Here is a 21172-nt window from a genome sequence, read left to right as displayed (position 1 = left end):
GGCGCATCTCTCCAGGGAGAGACGGCTATGGCAACAGCATGGGTCGAGCGGCGGCTTGCGGCGATCCTGGCGGCAGATGTTGTCGGCTACTCCCACCTCGTCGAGCAGGATGAGGCTAGCACCCTGTCAGCCTTGAAGGCCCTGCGACGCGAGGTCATCGAGCCGCTGCTGGCGGCGCACCACGGCCGGATTGTCAAGTTGATGGGTGATGGGGCCATTGCCGAGTTCGGCTCAGTGGTCGACGCTGTGGCCTGTGCGGTCGGCGTGCAGAAGGGCGCAGCCGAGCGGCAGGCCGATGTGCCGGCTGAGCACCGGATCGTGTTTCGCATCGGCATCAATCTTGGCGACGTCGTGGTCGAGGGTGAGGATCTGCTCGGCGACGGCGTCAACGTGGCAGCCCGGCTGGAGCAATTGTGCGAACCAGGCGGGGTTCTGGTCTCCGGCGCGGCTTATGACCAGCTTCAGGGCAAGCTTGACCTGACCCTGGACTTCGTCGGTGAGCAGCGGGTGAAGAACATCAGCCGGCCGGTGCGGACCTACCGTGTCCGACTGCACGGCTTGCGGCCGAGCTTGCGCCTCCACGCGCGGCGCTTTCGCCGATGGATCGCCGCTGGGGCGGCCGCACTGATCTTATTGGTTATTGGACCCATCCTCTGGTGGCGTCCATGGGAACCGCGGCTGGAACCCGCATCCGTCGAGCGGATGGCACTGCCGCTGCCCAATAAGCCGTCGATCGCCGTCCTGCCGTTCGCCAACCTAAGCGGCGATCCGGAGCAGGAGTACTTCGTCGACGGCATGACCGAGGATCTCATCACCGACCTGTCGAAGGTCGCGGGGCTGTTCGTTGTCGCCCGCAACTCGGTCTTCCCCTTCAAGGGCCGAGCCGTGACTGCGCGTGAGGTAGCGGAGAGGTTGGGCGTGCGCTACGTGCTGGAAGGCAGCGTCCGCCGGGCTGGTGACCAGGTGCGTGTCAACGCGCAGCTCATCGACGCGACCACGGGCGGGCACCTGTGGGCCGAGCGTCACGACGGCAGCGCCAAGGACATATTCGCCGTTCAGGACAAGTTCGTCCAGATCATCGTTCAGGCTTTGTCGCTCAACCTCTCCAAGGACGAGCGGGAGGAAATCGGCCGCGGGCAGACGAAGAACATCGCCGCACGTGAGGCCTTCCAGCGCGGCTGGGAACGCCATCTCCGCTTCACGCCTGCGGAGAACGCACAGGCGGTGAGCGAGTTGAAAGCCGCAATCGCACTCGATCCAAACTACGGGAGGGCCTATGCCGCCCTGGCGCTGGTTTATATCTGGGGCTGTGCGTGGGAGTGGAACGAATCCTTGGGCATGAGCGCCATTCAAGCCTCCGAGACGGCAGACCTCTACCTTCGTGAGGCGAAGTTGCGGCCGTCATCGCTTGCGAACGTCGCGGCGGCGCATCTCAACTTGTTTGCAGGGCGGCATGACGACGCCTTCGTCGAGGCAGCGCGAGCTCTCGCACTCGATCCCAATGATCCCGAAGCCCATCTCGGCATGGCCTGGGCCATGATCACCACGGGCAAGCCGCAAGCCGGCCTAGCATTCATTGAGACCGCCATGCGACTCAATCCCAATTACCCCAGCCACTACGCCCTGGCCCAGGGCATAGCCTTGTTTGCGAAAGGCGATCTCGATGGGGCCGCGCGCGCATTGGCAAGGCCGATCCAGGCCGACCCACACTCCATCGAACTGGTGCCTCCCCTTGCCGCGACGTACGCACACCTCGGGCGGCGGCAGGAGGCACGCGCACTGGTCTTGATGTTAAGGCCGGGAACGCGCCAATCGGAGTTGGAGTATTATCCCGTTGCCTATCATATTCCCTACAGGTGGTCTGCGGCGGCAGCCAGAACGGAAGAGCGGTTGATCGACGGCCTTACCGTTGCCGCGTTGCCGATGAAGGTGACGGTACCGAGTCTCATAACCGCTTTGGAAAACGGCACCGAGTTCGAGCGCACATGGGCGGCAAAAACGCTAGGGCAATTTGGGAGCCAAGCTGCGGAGGCGGTTCCGGCCCTTATCCGCGTGCTTGCGGATGGGAAACCTGCCGTGCGCTGGCAAGCCGTCATTGCCTTGAGGAAAATAGGCCCTGCGGCGCGGGCGGCCGTCCCGGCCCTTGCGGCCGTCCAAGATGATGACTTGCTTGGATCCGATGCAAGGGATGCCGTGAGAGAGATCGAGAACAGGTAACCTGCGGTGGGAAAGGCGTTCGGGCTGGGACAGAGAGGGCGGCTGGCTGCCCTCTCTTCCTCTTCAACTCTCCCGGTCCACACACCACCAGAGGACCCGGAGGTACCCGGAAAGCCACATCCGATCTGGCGGCATTCGGCACCCAATGCCGCTGAACAATGTAGTTCATATCCAGATCCTTAATCCTGATTAGGTGGTCTTTGCTGCCGAATGCCGGATTGAGCCCCCGAACTCTCGCATGGCGGGAACGTCAGGAAATGGCACGCATGAGACCAAAGCTCGAAGGCAGCAATCCTCATGAAACCGGACGTTGCGAAAGCGCAGGGAATCTCGGTTCCTGACCCGGAGCTGACACGCCGACGCGAGGGAACGCCAATGCAGAAACGTATTTGAACAAAGTAGCAAGCCGAGAGAGCTTCGCCGATAAATATATCACAGGAGCATCCAAGCTTACTCCTCCCTGAATATATGCCTTGACTGGGAATTCCGCAGGGGTAAGCCTCGCTTATCCACCAGAAAGCACTGCGCCCGGACTGCAAAGATCCGGGTCAGCACGCTCGACTTCCAGTTACGGTAAGCGGGGCAACCATGGCGACAGACATCTTCCAGGGCGGCGGCGCCGCGCAAATCGCGTTCGTCTTCGACAATGTCGCCGACTCCGAGGGGCTCGTGAGCGCCTTCCGGGCAGGTGTGGAGGTTCATGTCCTCGACGCGGCTCAGGATGGCCTTGCGCAGATCGCCGCCATCCTGGAAGGGCGCAGCAATGTCGAAGCGCTCCATGTGGTCGGACACGGCTCGCAGGGCTCGCTGGATCTCGGCACCCTCACACTCGATGCAGGCAATATAGGCACTTACAGTGACGTGCTCGGCCGGATCGGCAATGCGCTGGCGGAGGATGGGGATATCCTGCTGTACGGCTGCAATGTAGCGGACAGTGCGCTGGGCGCCCAGTTCGTCGGCCAGATCGCGCAGGTGACCGGCGCAGACATCGCCGCCTCGATCGACCTCACCGGCAGCGCCGCGCGCGGAGGCGACTGGACGCTGGAATACCGTCAGGGCAACGTGACGACCGACGGCGCGCTCAATGCCGAGGCGGTGTACAACCTGGATACGCTGCTCGATGTGACCAAGGACGTGACACCGACCATGAACACGCAACCGGGCAATTTCGTGCCCGGCTTCACGCTCTCCACCATCGAACCGGTCGCAGGAGACCCGGACAATGGCGTCAACGGCGGCATCTACCTCGATTCGCAAAAGACGTCGGCAAGTTTCACCGTCGCCGCCGATGGCTTCACGGTCGCCAGCTTCGACCTGACCGGCATGACCTTCCTGAAGCCGCTCAACCTGCAACCGGAATTCACGGTGACGATCGTCGGAAACAAGGCGGGCGGCGGCACCGCGACCGCCCAGCTCAGGTCCTCCGGCGGCACCTCGACCTTCGCTGTCACCGACATGTTCGACGACATGACGGGCTTGACCAGCTTCGATGTCACGATGGCGCTGACCAATGGCATGCAGGGCGCCTTTGCCTGGGACCTGACTTTCGACGCGTTCACGGTCAACAATATCTCTTTGCCGCCCCCAGGGGCTCCCAACCTGTCGGCAGGCAGCGACCTGGGCATTAGCAATACCGACAACATCACCAGCGCGGCCGCGCTCGCGTTCTCCGGCACCGGCCCGGCAGGTGACAGTACCAGCATGGCGCGGGTGTTCATCGACAAGAACAACAACGGCAGCTTCGACGCCGGCACGGACGTCAGCAACACTGCGACGCTCGTCAACGGCACCTGGGCCGTCGGTGGCCTGTCCACCGCAGGACTCTCGGACGGCACCTATAAGGCCTATGCCACGCTGACGCCGAGCGGCGGCGCGGCGAGCGCGCTCAGCCCCGCGCTGAACTTCACACTCGACCGCACAGCGCCCACGCTGGCGATCACCAGCAACCGCAGCACACTCAAGGCAGGCGAAACGGCCACCATCACCTTCACCTTCAGCGAAGACCCCGGGGCGACCTTCACCTGGAACGGCAGCACGGGTGACCTGCTCGTGAGCGGAGGCACGCTGGGCGCCATCTCCGGCAGCGGCCTGACCCGCACCGCCACGTTCACACCGACCGCGGGCACGAACGGCGGCACGGCCAGCATCAGTGTTGCCGCTGGCTCCTACACCGACGCAGCCGGCAACGCCGGCGGCTCCGGTTCGACACCTTCGCTCAGCTTCGACACCCTGGCCCCGCAGGTCATGTCGATCACCCGCGTCGGCCCCGAGACCAGCAATGCCACCAGCGTCCAGTACACGGTGGTCTTGGACAGCAACGTCAACGGCATCGATGCTAGCGACTTCCAGCTGACCGGCACCAACAGCACCACCGGCACCGTCGCCGGCGTCACCGGAAGCGGCACCACCTATACCGTCACCGCGACCGGCATCAGCGGCGACGGCACCCTGCGCCTGGATCTGAAGAGCAACGGCACCGGCATTGTCGATGCCGCCGGCAACGCGGCGCCCGGGTTTACGGGCGGCCAGACCTATACCATCGACCAGAGCGTGCCGCTGCTGGCCGCGCCGATCCAGATCGACGACACCGCGCTCAAGATCGGCGAGACGGCCACCGTCACCTTCAGCTTCACCGAAGCGGTCACCGGCTTCACGACCGCCGATGTCAGCGTGCCCAACGGCGCGCTGTCGAACCTCAGCTCGCCCGACGGCGGCATGACCTGGACCGCGACCCTGACCCCGGACGACGCGGTCACCGATGCCAGCAACGTGCTGACGCTGGACTATGCCGGCATCGCCGACTTGGCCGGCAACGTCGGCACCGGCACCGCCAACAGCGCCAACTACGCCGTCGACACCGTGCGCCCTGCGCTGGCATCGGGCATCACGATCTCGGACAGCAAGCTCGCAATCGGCCAGACCGCGACCGTCACCTTCACCTTCAACAAGGCCGTCATCGGCTTCGACATCGCGGACGTGACCGTCCCCAACGGCACGCTGTCGCAACTGGCAAGCAGCGATGGCGGAACGACCTGGACTGCGATCCTGACGCCGTCGGGCGCCACCAGCGACGCCACCAATACGCTGACGCTAAACTATGCCGGCATCAGCGACCTGGCCGGCAACGCCGGCTTCGGCATTGCCTCCAGCGGCAACTACGAAGTCGACACCGTGCGGCCGACGCTGGCCTCGAGCATCACGATCTCGGATACCCCGCTCACGAGCGGCGACACCGCGACCGTCGCCTTCACCTTCACCGAAGCGGTCACCGACTTCGACGCCGGCGACGTCAGCGTGCCCAACGGCGCGCTGTCGAACCTCAGTTCGTCCGACGGCGGCATGACCTGGACCGCGACCCTGACCCCGGACGACGCGGTCACCGATGCCAGCAATGTGCTGACGCTGGACTATGCCGGCATCGCCGACATGGCCGGCAATGCCGGCGTCGGCAGCGTCAGCAGCGGCAACTACGCCGTCAACACGACCGTCCCGGGCCTGGCCCAGCCGATCGCGATTTCCAACCCCACGCTGGCGATCGGCGCCAGCGCCACCGTCACCTTCGTTTTCAACGAAGCGGTGGTCGGCTTCACCGTCGAGGACGTCGCCGTACCGCATGGCACGCTGAGCGATCTGCGGACGGACGACAACATCACCTGGACCGCGACGCTGACCCCGGCTGCCAACGCCACCAGCACCGGCAACGTTCTGACGCTGGATTACACCGGCATCGCCAACACCGCCGGCAACGTCGGCGTCGGCAGCTCGGACAGCATCGGCTACGACGTCGACACCGTGCGCCCGACGCTGGCCTTGGACATCGCCATCTCGGACACCGCCTTGATCAGCGGCGAGACCGCCACCGTCTCCTTCACGTTCAATGAGGCGGTCACCGGCTTCGCCGTCGCCAACGTCGACGTACCGAGCGGTACGCTGTCGGGCCTGGGCAGCAGCGACGGCGGCAAGACCTGGAGCGCGGTGTTCATCCCGAGCGCCAATACGAGCGCCGCGACCAACATCATGACGGTCAGCCTGGCAGGGGTGACCGACGGTGCCGGCAATACGGGCGCAGGCAGCGCGACCTCGCCGTCCTACGCGGTGCAGACCAAGCCGCTGGCCACCACCACGATCGACGGCGTAATGGTCGATCGCGAGACCCTGCCGGTCGACCCGGCCACCGGCTTGGCGAGCACCGTGCTGACGGTGCCGCTGATTACCAGTAACCGCCCGGATAACCCGAGCACGCCGAACAGCGGCTTGGCCGACATCCCGCTCGGCCTGGGTTTGGGCAACGGACCGCGCACCGAATTGCTTGTCAGCCTGCCGGTTGGCACCGGCATGTGGGCCGAAGGTCCGTCGATGCTGCTCACCAATGAGCAGGCGCTGCTCGACCTGATCCGCCGCATCGAGAACCAGACCGCCAGCGGTTCCAGCGCCCAGCCGGGCATGACCGGCAATGGCTCCAGCTTTCTCGCCAGCCTGGCGCCGGATACCTTGCTGCACAGCCAGACGCTTGTCTTAAGCGCCGCGCCCGGCTTGAGCAGCCCGCCGACCATCTTCGTGAGCGGCAGCTCGACCACGCCGGTCGGCGGCGGCCACAACGCCACCGCGATCGGCCTGATCATCGACACCACCGGGCTACCGACCAGCAGCATCCTACAGCTCAATAACGTCGATTTCGCCGCCATCGTCGGCGCCGCCACCGTACGCGACGGTGATGGCCGCAACTTCGTGACCGGCGACGATGCGAGCCAGAACATTGTCCTAGGAGCCGACGACGACACCCTGCATGGCGGCGGCGGCGACGACTATGTCGGCTCTCTGGGCGGCAATGACTGGCTCTATGGCGATGACGGCAACGACACCGTCTCTGGCGGCGAGGGCAACGACTGGCTCTTCGGCGGCAACGGCCATGACCGTCTTCTCGGAGGAGCCAGGCACGACCGTCTTGATGGCGGTGCGGGCAACGACACCCTCAAGGGTGAGGCCGGCAACGACCGCATCACGGGCGGGCTCGGCCGGGACAAGATGTGGGGCGGCTCCGGCCGGGACGTGTTCGACTTCAACTCCGCCAAGGAGAGCAAAGTCGGCTCGCAGCGCGACATCGTCTACGACTTCAAGTCGGGTCAGGACCGGATCGATCTGCGTGACATCGATGCCAACACGCGGCTCAAGGGCAATCAGAAGTTCGCCTGGACCGGATCGGAGGCTCCGTTCCTGTCCCCAAAGGACGGCTCTGCTTTCCTCAAGGCGGGCTTCACCGGCGAGGCCGGAGAGCTGCGCTATGAGAACGGCATCCTGATGGGCGACGTCAATGGCGATGGTCGAGCCGACTTCCAGATCAAGATCGTGGGCAAGTTCGCCCACTCCGATGTGATCCTCTAAGTGCCAAAGCACAGAGCAGAAGGCTCTCCCGCCCCTTGCTTTGGCCTGTACAGTGCAAAGAGGGGATTGTGTAGCCTACGTGCCACTGCGCTGGTACCGGTCTTGCCCTATCCTCCACCCGAATTCTCGGAGATCCTGATGAAGCGCCTGTTTGTGTCCCTGTCTGCCCTGATCGCCGGCACTGCCGTGACTGCGGCCGCCGACCTGCCGGGCCAGGCGGCTCCCTTTCCTCCGGTGCTGGCAGTTCCCACACTCACATGGAGCGGGTTCTATGCCGGTGTGCACGGCGCTTGGATCAGCGACAACGGCGAGGCGGAGCGCTCCGGCGTGTCGGGCGTGAACCCGGATGCGCTGCCCACCCGCCTGGGGCTGAGCGACTCCGGCTTCGGGGGCGGTGCGCAGATCGGTTACCTGTGGCAGTTCGGCAGCGTTGTGGCGGGCCTGGAGGCGGATCTCACCGGGATGGACGTGGGCCGCTCGCGCAGCTTCGACGGGGTGGATGGCGCGTTTGGCCTGCGCACGGACTTGAGCTCGCAGATGAGCTGGTTCGGCACGGTGAAGGGCCGGATCGGGGTGACGATGCCGAGCCTGCTGCCGGTTGTTCAGCAGTCGCTTCTCTACGTCACTGGCGGTCTGGCCTATGCCCAGATCGAGCATCAGGGACAGGTCACGGTCACCCCGCCTGGCGTGGGCCCGCAGGCACGTAGCGAGGAGTGGACCACCGGCTTTGTGATCGGCGCCGGCACGGAGCACATGCTGACGCAGACCATCTCGATCCGGTCTGAGACGCTCTACTTCAACCTGGACGACGAGACGTTGACGCTCGCGCGGGCCGGGGATCAGGTGAGCTACCGCTTCAAGAATGATGGCTGGATCAGCCGGGTCGGCCTCAACGTGCGCTTCTGAACGATAGGGTTGCGTTTATCGAGTTCAGTGTTGTTGCATCTCATAACAGACATGGGTGCTTGAGCCACCGCAGGCGGTTCCCATGCTGAGCATCGAAACCTCAGAGATCTGTCAGCTTCTCCCACAGAGAGATAGTCAACGGGAGGGTCAGCCTCTGGCACCTCTCGGAAGTAGACCCGAAGTCTGCTCTCTCGAGGAACTCCGGACGTTCCTGGATGTCAGGGATCGGCAGAGGATGACCCTTTGCGGTCATTGCGGCAGTCATGCGGTAGACGCCTGTCTCAGGTCCCCCTGCCTGCGCGCACTCCCGGTTCTCAGCCTGTGCCGCGGGCTTGGCCGATGGTTCCTCACTGCGGACAGATCAAACACCCATGTACACCAGCTTCGTGAACAGCGTGGGGTTCACGGCGAACTGCCCCCACTCGGCATCATACCCCGCAGTCGGTCTGGCGGCGATCGCCTCGTCCAGCGAGCGTCCCTGCTTCTTGAGCGCCGCCACCTTTTCGCGGATGTCGACGAGCATGTCGCGAAACTGCTCGAGCTCTGCCTTGTTGCTGGCCGGCGGACCATGACCCGGAATCACAATGGTATTGTTGGTGACCGCTGCCAAATTCGTTTCGGCGGCCCGGATCATTCCGTCGATGCTGCCGCCAGTCGAATAGTCGATGAACGGATAGAACCCGTTCCAGTATGTGTCGCCCGCATGCAGGACATCAGGCTCTTGGAAAGTCACGGAGATGTCGCTGTCGGTGTGGGCCGGACCATAGTACTTCAGAGCCAGGGTCGTACCATTCGCCTGCAGTGTCTTGTCTTGGGCGAACACCTCGGACGGAAGGGCGCCCGACGGCGAGGGCGGGAAATTGAAATCCCAATCCTCGACCCGCGTGGTCATCGCAAGATGCTTGCGGGTGTTCTCATGGGCGAGAATGGAGGCCCCCTCCTTATGCAGCCACTCATTGCCGTCGGCATGATCGAAGTGCCAGTGCGTGTTGATCAGCTGCCGTATGGGACCATCGCCCAAATCAGAAAAAGCCTCAAGAATGCGCGGACGCGAGGCCGTGATGCCGGCATCGATCAGAACCTTGCCATCCGGCCCGGTGAGCACGGCAATGTTGCCTCCCAACCCTTCGAGAACGCTGATGTCGGTTCGCAGCTTATGGACCTTAATTGGCGCTTCGGCGACCGCGGTCCTGATGTTGTCGACGATGTTCTTGGACTGGGCGAAGACCTCGCTCGGCGTCAGCCAGCCTCCAGATGCGGCGAAAGTCGTAACGCCGAGACAGCACAGGCAGAAGCCGCGACGGGAAAGACGATGCTGGGAAATTTCGGGCATGGAATCCTCCTGTTCGGCCGCAACAGGCTGGTCTTGTCGCAATTTCTGGTAAGAGACACAGAGGTGCCGGAGTGAATGGTCGGCGCCTATGCGGCAAGCAGATTGAATTGCTCCGCGAGGGATGGCTGAGCCTTGCAGGCATACTTCGCCTGTCCTTCGCGCATCATGTGGATCATCTCAATGCCTCCAACAATCGCACGAGCGCTATTCACTGCCTTGAACCCGCGCATTGCACGAACCCGCCTTTTGACGGCGCGGTGATCCTGCTCGATACGATTATTCAAGTAGCGGCTTCGCTGAACGCGTATTGGCTCGAGCTTTCCCCTTGACCTGTCTGCCAGCCGGTCTGTCGTGTCGCAGGACATGATTGCCTCGCGGTTGGTCTGACTGCCGTGAATCACAATTCGCTCCGGACGGCCATGCCGCTTGGGAGCCTTGCGGAGAAAGCGGTTGGCTGCGGCGCGATTACGTCGCTCACTGAACCAGAACTCGACCGTGTCACTGTTACTGTCGATGGCCCAATACAGATATCGCCACTGGCCGCGGACCTTAATGTATGGCTCGTCGATGTGCCACTTGCCAGTGTCGGCCTTCCTGCGCTGGTTGAAACATTCCAACAGTTCGGGTGAGTAATGGATAACCCACCTGTGGATCGTGGCGTGGTCGACCGAGATGCCGCGCTCGGCCATCATCTCCTCAAGATCGCGCAGGCTGAGATTGTAGGCGAGATACCACCGGATGCAGAGCAGGATCACGGAACGATCAAAATGCCTGACCTTGAACACGCCACCCTCTATCCATGAGACTTGGCATGATATCGGAAACATTGAAACAGAAGGTTTGTGACGGATCCCCCGCAACGCGTCCAGCAGCGTCGTCCGGGAATCCAGAGTCAGAGCGTGGTTTGTGTCGTTGACCTTCAAGGCGATCCGTATGGCGTGGACCGCGTCTGCCGAAGACTCAGGAATAGCTGCCCTGGCTCTCGTTACGGGTGCTGCCGTGAGCACGACGGTGGTCAATGCGCCGGCTACGAACTCGCGGCGCGAGAGGTCCAGATCTGGCGTTTTCATCTGCGTTTCCGTTAGGGCGTGTGCGCGATGAAGATCGAGACGACCAGCTTCTGACGTCGCCCAGCCCAGCCAGCTTAATGACGGACAGGATCTGCAGCGAGTAAAAAATCGTAAAACGACGGGACTACGATTGGCTGTAGCACTGGCTTCGCACTAGAGTCCTACAGTGAACGGATCTGCTCACCGGGCATCTTGAGCGTCACTTTGGCAACATGCCGCTTGGTGTCCCAGGTCTGGGCCGACGGGTCTTCAACGATCGCCTGACGAGGACTGGATATGAGCGTAGCGGAAACGAGACGAGATCAGATCTTTCCGACTTTGACTGCAGCGCAGGTCGCAGTCGCGATTCGTTTCGCCAGCGGCGAACCGAGCCGGTTCGAACCGGGCGCTCTTCTCTACGATGTTGGGGACCGGGCAGCCCCGATTTGGCTGGTGATCGAAGGCCACATTGACGTCTCCCGCCAGGATGGCCTGGGGCGGACGACCCCGATCGTACGGGAAGGGCCTGGCCAATTTTCGGGTGAAGTCAGCCAACTCGGCGGACGAGCGTCTCTCGTGCTGGGGCGAGCCGGACCGGACGGCTGCACCGCCGTCCCTTTTGACGCGCCGCATCTGCGGGCGCTCCTGGTCGGATCGGCGGAGATCGGCGAGATCATGATGCGTGCGCTGATCCTGCGCCGCGTCGGCCTCCTCGAGAGCCAGAATGCCGGTGCCGTTCTGGTCGGGCGTTCAGCATCGGCTGATCTCTTGCGCCTCCAGGGCTTTCTGGCGCGCAATGCTCATCCCTTCTCGATCATCGACGTCGAACGCGACGATCAGGCGCAACACCTCGTGGCGAAGCTGGGGGTAATGGCGGACGACTGGCCGCTGCTTCTCTGCCCGGACGGAACGCTTCTCCGCAACCCATCGGATGCCGAAGCAGCTACCTGCCTCGGAATGCTGCCGGATCTCGACCCGGCCAAGGTTTACGATGTGGCGATCATCGGGGCCGGCCCAGCAGGGCTCGCCACCGCGGTCTACTCGTCGTCCGAGGGCCTCTCGACACTCGTCGTCGATTGTAGGTCCATGGGAGGGCAGGCGGGCGCTTCCGCCCGGATCGAGAACTACCTCGGCTTTCCAACGGGAATTTCCGGTCATGCCCTCGCTGGCCGCGCCTTTAGCCAGGCCCAGAAATTCGGCGCCGAACTGGCCATTCCCCTCGAAGCCCTATCGCTCGATTGCGGAGCCACTGAGCGTCCTTTCGGCATCGTGCTCTCGACTGGTACAACGGTGCAGGCCCGAGCGGTCGTCATCGCGTCTGGAGCGCGCTATCGGCGGCCGGCCATCGCCGATCTCGCGACGTTCGAGGGTGCCGGAATTTCGTACTGGGCCTCGTCCATCGAAGCCAAGCTGTGCGAAGGGCAGGAAATCGCCTTGGTCGGCGGCGGCAACTCGGCGGGTCAGGCGGTGGTCTTCCTGGCGCCGCGGGTTCGAAAGCTGCACCTGGTCGTGAGGGGGGCGGGGCTCGAGAGTTCGATGTCGCGCTATTTGATCGACCGCATCCGGGCCCTGCCGAACGTCGAATTGCACAGCCAGACCGAGATCATCGCCCTCGAGGGCGACCGCGAAATAGGCTTGGCAGGGGCTGTCTTCAGGGATCGCAAAACCGGTGTCGATCAACGCCGACCCCTTCGCCACGTCTTCCTGTTCGTTGGGGCCGATCCCAATACCGACTGGCTAAACGGCTGCGTCGCGCTGGACGGGACGGGGTTCATTCGAACCGGCGTGGAGCCCGGGTCCTTTCCTCTTGAGACCAGCCGGCGCGGCGTGTTCGCGGTGGGCGACGTCCGCGCTGGGTCTACCAAGAGAGTGGCGGCCGCGGTTGGAGAAGGAGCTGCAGTCGTCGCCCAGATCCACGCCGCCTTCGGTGGCAGGCGCGTGCAAGATCCCGCCGCTCACGCGTGACCCGCACGGTCCCGGCTCGACTTTCCGCCGCTTTTGCGCGGTTCAGCTCGACTCTCGTCACCACCAGAAGGGGACCGGCAAACGGTGGCGATGAGGGGGCGCCTCAGGCGCCCCGAGCGGAGCGCAATGAGGATTTCCGGCCAGGTCGCCGGGACGTCGCGCAACAAGGGTCGGCTGAGGTACCGCCCGTGGAGCCGCGCGCGACGGAGCGTCTCCTGGTGCTGATTCACCCATTGGGCGAAGATTTCAGGGGTGCACAGGTCTCGATCTTCCAATTCGCCGATCAAGGCGTCCAGCAAGCGAATACGGTGATAGAACTCGATGATCTCGATCGCCGTGCGCACCGAGAAGAGCCCGATGCGCCCTGAGCTGTTGGCATAGACGGATAGATCGTGACGCCACAAGGCGAGTTGATGACGCAGTCGACTTGAAAGTTCCGGCGATTCGGTGGAATACCGCTGGATACTGGCGCTATATCTTAGAAGGCCGCGCTGAATGGCCTTGATCTCGGCAAGGAGCACGAGGCCATACACGCGACGTGCAGTGCGTCGTTGGCGGTTCATGCTCAGCAGGGAGTTCGAGGTAGAGCCGAGCTTCTGCTTGCCTCCGATCGAGTGCTGCAAGGGTGTGAGCCCCACCCAAGCCGCAAAGTCTCTGCCTCGCTCAAACGTCTCGGCCGGTGGGGCAAGCGCCGCCAGGGCTACCGCTGTCACCGGAGCGACACCCGGAAACGTCATCAGCCGACGCGCTGTCTCATCTTCATTGGCTCTCTCGACGATCTCATTGTCCAGACGGGCGATCTGCTCGTCCGCCCCCGGAGGGTCTCGATCAGCATCTGGAGGATTGGCCGGGCGAGTTCTGGGATCGGCTCGACTGGATCCACAACAGCCTGCACGAGTCGCGGAACGCGAGCCGACCCTTTGGCTGCCATGATGCCGAACTCAGCCAGATGGCCGCGCAGCGCAGCGATGATCTGAGTTCGCTGCTGCACGAGAAGATCGCGCGCCCGGACCACGAGAGCGGCGGCTTGCGTCTGCTCGTCCTTGGGCACTACGAAGCGCATGGTCGGGCCCTGGGCCGCCTCGCAGATCGCCTCGGCATCCGCCGCACCGTTCTTCTGGCGCTTAACAAAAGGCTTTACGTAAGCCGGCGGGATCAGCCGGACGGCATGCCCAAGACGGCCAATCTCGCGCGCCCAGTGCTGCGCGCTGCCGCAGGCCTCCATCGCCACCGTGCGAGATGGCTGGGCCGCAAAGAAGGCGAGTACCTGGTGCCGCCACAGCTTCTTGCGGAACAGCACAGCTCCCAACGCATCAGCTCCGTGAACTTGGAACACGTTCTTGGCCAAGTCCAAGCCGATTGTGCTAACCTCTCCCATAGACGCCCCCCTTAATGGGTGCTCAACACCTCCAATGTCGCACACCAAGGCCGTTGGGGGTTGGCCACCCCATCAGAACCAAAATAGGTAATTCTGGCTCAGTTGCGAGACTGGCTCCCTGTGGAACCATACAAACAGCAAAGCAAGCCGCCGGTCTTATGGCGCCGAGGGAAAAACAAGGCTAGATTCGCCGACAGGCCAAAGCAAATCAGGCTGAGCCTGCATTATGTTCGGCGGGCACAACCCTGACCAGCACTGGGGGTCATTCGCGGGGACATGGAACGATCCGGCAAACCAGACGGCAAGATATATTGCTTTGGCGACTATCGCTTCATCCCAGATCGGCAACTGTTGATGATTGGCGACAAGCCGCTGCGGGTGGGAGCCCGGGCTCTCGATCTGCTTCACATACTCCTTATCCGCGCAGGTGAAGTCGTTAGCAAGGATGAACTGATCAGCTTCGTCTGGCCCGACACCTTCGTTCATGAAAGCAATCTGAAGGTCAACATTGCAGCCTTGCGCCGCGCACTTCCGCGGACAGCATCAGGACTGTCGTGCATCGCCACGGTCAGCGGCCGCGGCTACCGCTTCGTCGCACCCCTGCGCGTCTACGGAGGAGACGAGACACGGCTCCCTTCCGTTTCTGCTGACGTTCCTGTCCAGGAGCTGCCTGAACTCGCTGAGGTCATCGGCCGCGATGACGCCATCGCGGATCTCGCCTCTAGACTTCCTGAGCGCCGTTTCCTGACGGTTGTTGGACCGGCCGGGGTTGGCAAGACAACCGTTGCCATCGCCTTGGCAAAACGCGTCCGGGATCGCTATCGGGACGGCATTTGTTTGGTTGACCTGACTGTTATCGGCGACCCCCAGCTTGTGGAATCGACAATAGCGGCGTCCCTAGGCGTCGGCAGCAAATGGACGAATACGCTCGCGGGCATTGTCGAAGTGCTGCGCGGTCGCGAAATGCTGCTCGTGCTGGACAACTGCGAGCATGTCCTCAGCACCACGTCGGCGATTGGAGAACACTTGACCCTCGCGCTCCCGGGTCTTCACATCCTCGCGACGAGCCGAGAGCCGCTTCGATCACGGTCGGAACACGTCTACCGATTGTCTCCGCTGCCCTTTCCGGACGAGCAATGGGATGAGAGCCGGGCGGATGTCCTGACCTTTCCCGCCGTAGGTCTCTTCGTGAAACGGGCAGAGGCGTGCGGCTACCAACTGAATGACACGGACGCGCCCCTCGTGGCAGCCATATGCCGACGGCTTGACGGAATTGCTCTTGCCATCGAGCTCGCGGCATCACGGCTGCGGGCTTTGACACCGGCAAGTCTGCTGAACCGTCTTGAACAAAGCTTCGAGCCGCTCAGATCCAGTTCTGGAACGATCCCGCCGCGACACCAAACCCTGGATGCGACCCTGGACTGGAGCTACCAGCTCCTGTCGAAGGATGAGGCTCGGCTCCTGCGGTTGCTGTCGGTTTTTTCCGGAGGCTTTTCCCTTTCCGATGCCATCGGGGTCGCCGGCACGATCGGCCAAAGCGAGGAGATCGCGGCGTGCACCGAAAGCCTTGTCGCGAAATCGCTTCTGTCGGTCGCCTATGGGGCTGGCGGCCAGCGCTATCGCCTGCTCGACAGTACTCGCAGCTTCGCGGCCGAGCGATTGAACGGGAGTGGAGAAGCTCCCGACGCACAATCCAGCCATGCGCGCTATCTTCTCCGGTTGTTCGAGCAAGCGGAGGCGGAGTGGCATTGGCGACCGAGACACGAATGGATCGCCGCCTACGAACCCCGAACAAATGACCTGCGCAAGGCGATTGATTGGGCTTTCGGCGACGGCGCCGACCCTGAGGTCGGCGTGCGACTCACCAGTGCCGCAATCCCGCTCTGGGACGAATTGTCGACCGTCGCTGAAAGCCGCCGACGCGTCGAACGGGCGCTGCAAGCCGTCGAAGCCCTGTCGCGATGCGCTCCAGCGGTCAAAATGAAGCTCATCGCCTCTTACGCTTCAGGCCTCAATTTCTCCGACCATTTGGGCCCCAAAGCCGATGCGGCCTGGCTGGACGCTCATCGACTGGCGTGCGCGATCGGCAATGTCGATTACCAGCTCCGCACCCTATGGGGCCTCGGCATATTGCAAAGCTTCACCGGACGGCACCAGCAGGCGATCGCGACTCTCGGACAGTTCGCCCAATTGGCCGATCGGGACGGCGAACGGCCGGCGGCGGCGGGAGAGCGCGTCAGGCTAACGGCGATCTTCTATTGTGGTGACGTTCGGCGCGCGCACGATGACCTTACGAGGCTTGCGCGCGAGCATGCGGCCAAAGCGGCGCGGTCGGGCGTCGCCCGATTCCAGATGGACAGTTTCGTGTCCATCCGGGTGGCATTGGCGATGGTGGCCTGGGTCGCCGGCGATCATGGCGCGGCGAGGGCGGCGCTCCAGGATGCGCTTGACCAAAGCCTCGCGCTCGGCCATCTGGTCTCGCATTCCAACACCCTTGCCCAAGCCGCGCTGCCTCTGGCCCTGTGGGCTGGGGAGACCGACACGGCACGCCAACATGTTGCGACGCTAGCCCGCAACCTTGCCTTGCGCGAAATCGCAATTTGGAAACCGGTTTGTCATTTCTACGAGGGCGCCGTGGGTGCGATGGACGGCGACGCCGAGGGCGTCGACACGATGCGCATGGCGATAGACCAACTGGTTGCCAACAACTTCGTCGTCCGAGTTCCTTTCTATCTCGCCATGCTGGCGGAAGCCGCATTGAGTCACAAACGAACCGCGCTCGCCCGTGACAGCTTGAACGCTGCCTTCGATCATGCCGGCCGGCAGGGTGAGCACTGGTCCCAGCCGGAACTGCTGCGTGTGCGCGGGCTGCTGCAGTGGTTCGACGGCGATTTGTTCGGTGCCTCGGAGACACTCCTTCTAGCCGCGGAAACCGCACGGGAAAGCGGTGCGCATTTCTTCCGGCTCCGGGCCACAACGGCGCTGGCAGTGCTTTGGGCGCAACCCGATCGGCATGGCGCAGCAGCGGAACTTCTATTGCCTATCTGGGACGAGCTGCATGATAGCTCATCCTGCGCGAACGTAGCGACGGCACGTCACCTGCTGGAAAACCTTCGGAGCCGGGATACCGGCGCAACTTGAGCTGCCTTAGCCATTCTTGTTCGCAATCAATGCGGGCTCGAGGACAAAAGCGTTCCGTTCGGCCAGATCATGGATTTTCGAGAGGTAGTTCTTGAAATGCGGGGTCTCGCGGTGCGCCGCCACCGCCGCGTTGTCGACATAGAGTTCGTCCAGCGCATAGCGATCGGCCTTCGCCTGGTCTCTCCAAACGTCCCATCTCAGGTTTCCCGGCTCTGCCCTGCAGTGGGGTGCCATGCTGAAGAGCAATTCCTCGAGTTCTCCAACCTTGCCGGGCTTGGCCAGGAAAGTGGCTATGATCTTTACATGGGTCATGATTGATCCTCCAGGTATGCTATTTTGAACCATGGGCCGCTTCTATGAAGGCGGCGACCTCCTGCGGATGGGAGAGCATCACGGCGTGGCTGCTGTCGATCTCGACGGTTGCAGCGCCGGCCCGCTTCGCGAACGCCCGCTGAAAGGTCGGCGGGATCATCCGGTCTTTCGTGGTGACCATGAAATGCACGGGCTTGTCCTTCCACGCAACTTTGGTGACTGGAGTCTTCACGGCTTCCAATCCCCATGGCACTTGCGCCGCGGCCATGAACCGCGTGGTGGAAGCGTCGACATCGGCGGCGAAAGCGGTCGGGAATTTCGTCGGGTCGACGAGCAGGTAGCCGTTACGGGGAGGCAATAACGGTGCGACCGATTCTCCAGGCGGCACCGGCGTTTCTGCAATGGTTGACACCGACTCCCCTGAGTCGGGCGCATAGGCTGCTATGTACACCAGACCGCGTACCTTCGGATTGTCACCGGCTTCCGTGATAACCATGCCGCCATAGGAATGACCGACGAGGATCACCGGATGCCTTGCCGCCGCAATCACCTGCTCGGCAGCCGCGACATCGCCATTGAGGCTGATCGTCGGGTTCTGGACCATCAGCACCTCGTATCCTTTGCCCGTCAGGATATCGAACACGGCCTTCCAGCCGGAGCCGTCGACGAACGCGCCATGCACGAGAACGATCGACATGGGTTTTTCCTCCGATTGAGCCAGCGCTCCCGCAGGAGCAATCAACGACAAGAGTAGAAACAAGGCGATGCGCATCATGGAACCTGCTCCAATTTGATATCGAGAGCGTGACGGGCAAGGCGTTCCACCTCGCATGGTTCAACGCGCCTCATTGGCGCGATCGAGTGCTGCGATGAGCTCTGCCGCGATTGGACGGTCGGAGCGAGGATTCTGGCCGGTGATAAGTTCCCGATCGACGACCACATGAGGCTCAAAGTCCGGGCCAACCGTCGTCTTGGCACCAGCCAAATCCAACGTTTCGGGCATATGGAAATAGAGATTGCCGTGCAGGATGTTATCCTCGATGGGTTTTTCCTCGCTCCCTGAATAAACGGTCATTCTGTAGCCGGCATATTGCCATCCCTTGGCAAGTTCGGCTGCCTTGGCGCGGTCGCCCTGGATCAGCGCAGCGCGAAATTCCTTCGCCCGAGGCATCGCGGAGATCGAAGCGATCGGGCCGTGGCAGAGCAAGGCGGTAGGCTTTCCGCCCGCGTGGAAATGGCGAAGAATTTCTCCGGAATCAGGATCCTGCATCAGATCCACGACTGGCCCTTGACCTCCGGGCGCGAACACGGCGGCATAGTTGTCTAACCCTTCCTCGATCACAGATCGCAAAGTACGACCGGTGTTCGTCGAGGGATCGGAGGCGAAGAACTCCTTGCAGCGCCGATACGCGGATTCGTCACCGCCGAAATGCTGGACGGCATCCGATGCCGGGTCGATGTAAGGCTTGGCGCCCGTTGGGGTTGCAAGAAGAACATCATAACCGGCCTCGATAAGTGCCATCATGGGCACCACTGTCTCGTTGAGATATTGTCCCGTCGGCCCGGTGCCGCCTCCCTGAATTTCGATACGGGTGGCGTTCGAGCCCATCACCAGCACTTTGCCCTTGCTCATAAAGCCTCCTGATTCCGCAATAGGTGGTAGATCCAAGGCCACCATCCTGGCATCACAGGCACGGTATCTTGGCGACTGCGGGAGGGCTTGTTAAAAAAGGTAAAAACGGCGCAGACTGCGGTGACCAGGGTCGGTCGCGCGCGGTTAGTCAGATGCCCGTTTCTCCCGGATCGGGTAAGGCCCTAGAAGCAGAATCGTCCCCGCGCCGGCGACAAGGAGCAGTGCACACGTTTGAAGGATTCCCGAATAGGTGCCCACCCTATCAAACACGAAGCCGAACAGGCTGGGTCCGATGAAGGCGCCCACCACAAAGATGCCGTACAACGTGGCATAGGTCGTGGAATAGCTGCGCATCCCAAGATAGCGAGCGACCAGATAGGACATCAGGTCGAATTCCAGACCAGAAGTGAACCCAAGCAACAGGATTGCAATACAGGCTACCGGAAAGCTCACTTGACTAAGTGAAAGGATGAGGCAGGAGACCGCTCCCAACATCAATATTACTGTTCCGACTGCAGGCGCCCAGAAACGATCAACCAGAACGCCGCCAAGCAATCGGCCGGCCACAGCCGCTATTCCGACGAGCGAGGCGAGCTGAACAACTTCGTTGGGCGACAGTGTTAGCGAGCGAAGTATGTTCTCGATGTTGGGCAGTGGCGCGGCGATGGCGAGGGACATAGGAATGAAGACGATAGCCAGGAGCCAAAAATGGCGGGAGCGGAAAGCCTCGCGGGCGGCCATGCCTTCCAATGCTTTGCTCATCGTCGGCTCCGTGCCGGCAGGTCTACTTGGCAAACTGGCAAAGCCCCAGAGAACCATTGGGCATGCGATGACTATGGGCATTGTCCCAACGACCAGGATTGCGACACGCCATCCACCAGCTTCGATCAGCAGTTGAGCCAGCGGTTTCACCAAGAAGGCGAACAAGCCCGCACCAGAGAGCACTATTCCAAGGGCTAGACCGCGGCGTTCTCCGAACGCATTGTTGATCACTCTCGTAAAGACCACGGGCGTGGCGCCGAGCCCGAAGATCGCAATAGCCAGCCATGAGACATAATATTGTGTGACTGAACCGTTCGATGCCGCGAGCGTCATGTAGCTCAGGCTTAGGCACGGCAGTGAGGTCGATGCCACCATGCGCGCCCCGAACTTGTCGATCAGCGGTGCGAAAAATGGACCGACAATCAGGATTGCACCAGCCAGCAACGACAGACCGCCAAAAATGACCCCGAACGACCAGCCGAACTCTTTCGCGAAGATCGGCGCGAAAACGCCAATCGTGTAGAACGGAATGGCGGGCATGCCAAAAGCCGTTCCGTGCAAGCCAGCCAACACTAGCCGCCATCCGTGCTTAAATTCGGTGAAATCCATTCCTTTCAAAGGGCACGTCCCCTTATCGGAACCAACAGTTCGCTGATCGCAGCGCTGGGCAAGACACCATGCGCAATGTATTCCTGTTTACCAACCATGCAAGGATCGCGAGAATCCTGCGAATAAGGGGTGGGGTCAAGAACTGATAGTTTCTGCTGCTCGCGGAGCACTTTGCAAGCTTTTCTCAACAGCTCACCCGCTCGGGTGAATGAGTTGAGCCGAGAGAGCTCTGCGGGGAGTCCTGAAAGCCTCGGGTCAACTTCTGAGTGATGGGATGCTGGCAAAGACGAACTATGACCTCCACGCGTCACTCTCGTCAGGCCCACAGACACAACGATGCCAACTGTCCTCTTTTTTTCTAGGACGGCAAAGCTAACTGGCAGGCCTGCTGTTCGAGAGCCGCCAGGTAAGCGGCGGGATCATGCCGGAAACGGGTGCGCAGGGTTCGTGCGTGGCGGCCTCTCTCCAGACGTTGGCGCAAGCTC

At 62.4% G+C, this 21172-nt stretch carries 11 protein-coding genes and 1 pseudogene; 5 read left to right on the top strand and 7 right to left on the bottom strand.

Annotated features, from left to right (window positions below; all coding sequences use genetic code 11):
• Positions 1 to 27: 27 nt before the first annotated feature.
• From OCW50_RS29625 to OCW50_RS29615, 3 genes are all read left to right on the top strand, one after another.
• On the top strand, positions 28 to 2217 hold the full coding sequence (locus OCW50_RS29625) for a tetratricopeptide repeat protein (RefSeq protein WP_262300077.1): 2190 nt from the start codon (positions 28 to 30) through the stop codon (positions 2215 to 2217).
• A 588-nt stretch (positions 2218 to 2805) separates the two neighbouring features.
• Entirely contained in the window at positions 2806 to 7599 is a 4794-nt protein-coding gene (locus tag OCW50_RS29620) for an Ig-like domain-containing protein (RefSeq protein WP_262300076.1), read from the top strand.
• Positions 7600 to 7737: 138 nt separating this feature from the next.
• Positions 7738 to 8505, top strand: coding sequence for an outer membrane protein (locus OCW50_RS29615; protein WP_262300075.1), 768 nt, complete (start codon positions 7738 to 7740; stop codon positions 8503 to 8505).
• A gap of 361 nt (positions 8506 to 8866) precedes the next feature.
• Here the strand turns inward: OCW50_RS29615 and OCW50_RS29610 are convergent, their stop codons facing one another.
• Entirely contained in the window at positions 8867 to 9838 is a 972-nt protein-coding gene (locus tag OCW50_RS29610; RefSeq protein ID WP_262300074.1) for an MBL fold metallo-hydrolase, read from the bottom strand.
• A gap of 86 nt (positions 9839 to 9924) precedes the next feature.
• A complete protein-coding gene (locus OCW50_RS29605) occupies positions 9925 to 10623 on the bottom strand; it encodes an IS6 family transposase (protein ID WP_262300089.1) in 699 nt (232 codons plus the stop codon).
• 561 nt (positions 10624 to 11184) lie between these two features.
• Here OCW50_RS29605 and OCW50_RS29600 point away from each other — a divergent pair.
• Positions 11185 to 12852: an FAD-dependent oxidoreductase gene (locus OCW50_RS29600; RefSeq protein WP_262300073.1), complete on the top strand. Its 1668-nt coding sequence runs from the start codon at positions 11185 to 11187 to the stop codon at positions 12850 to 12852.
• A 578-nt stretch (positions 12853 to 13430) separates the two neighbouring features.
• On the opposite strand, the pseudogene OCW50_RS29595 reads toward OCW50_RS29600, so the two are convergent.
• Positions 13431 to 14230 (bottom strand): annotated as a pseudogene (locus tag OCW50_RS29595) (IS110 family RNA-guided transposase); the annotation flags it as partial.
• Between the two features lie 276 nt (positions 14231 to 14506).
• Between OCW50_RS29595 and OCW50_RS29590 the strand changes: the two are divergent.
• Positions 14507 to 17371, top strand: coding sequence for an ATP-binding protein (locus tag OCW50_RS29590; protein WP_262300072.1), 2865 nt, complete (start codon positions 14507 to 14509; stop codon positions 17369 to 17371).
• 6 nt (positions 17372 to 17377) lie between these two features.
• Here the strand turns inward: OCW50_RS29590 and OCW50_RS29585 are convergent, their stop codons facing one another.
• The 4 genes from OCW50_RS29585 to OCW50_RS29570 form a co-directional block, all read right to left on the bottom strand.
• Entirely contained in the window at positions 17378 to 17683 is a 306-nt protein-coding gene (locus OCW50_RS29585; protein WP_262300071.1) for a putative quinol monooxygenase, read from the bottom strand.
• 19 nt (positions 17684 to 17702) lie between these two features.
• The gene (locus OCW50_RS29580) at positions 17703 to 18458 is read right to left on the bottom strand and encodes an alpha/beta fold hydrolase (RefSeq protein WP_373371535.1); all 756 of its coding nucleotides are present in this window, start codon (positions 18456 to 18458) and stop codon (positions 17703 to 17705) included.
• Between the two features lie 60 nt (positions 18459 to 18518).
• A complete protein-coding gene (locus OCW50_RS29575) occupies positions 18519 to 19316 on the bottom strand; it encodes a type 1 glutamine amidotransferase domain-containing protein (protein WP_262300070.1) in 798 nt (265 codons plus the stop codon).
• Between the two features lie 144 nt (positions 19317 to 19460).
• Positions 19461 to 20687 carry an MFS transporter gene (locus OCW50_RS29570; protein ID WP_262300069.1) on the bottom strand — a complete coding sequence of 409 codons (1227 nt, stop codon included), beginning with the start codon at positions 20685 to 20687 and terminating at the stop codon, positions 19461 to 19463.
• Between the last annotated feature and the right edge of the window lie 485 nt (positions 20688 to 21172).

This window comes from Microvirga sesbaniae (assembly GCF_025460805.1).
GTDB classification, from domain to species: domain Bacteria; phylum Pseudomonadota; class Alphaproteobacteria; order Rhizobiales; family Beijerinckiaceae; genus Microvirga; species Microvirga sesbaniae.
The sequence above is the reverse complement of the archived record's forward strand: the minus strand, read 5'-3'. Positions and strand labels throughout refer to the sequence as shown.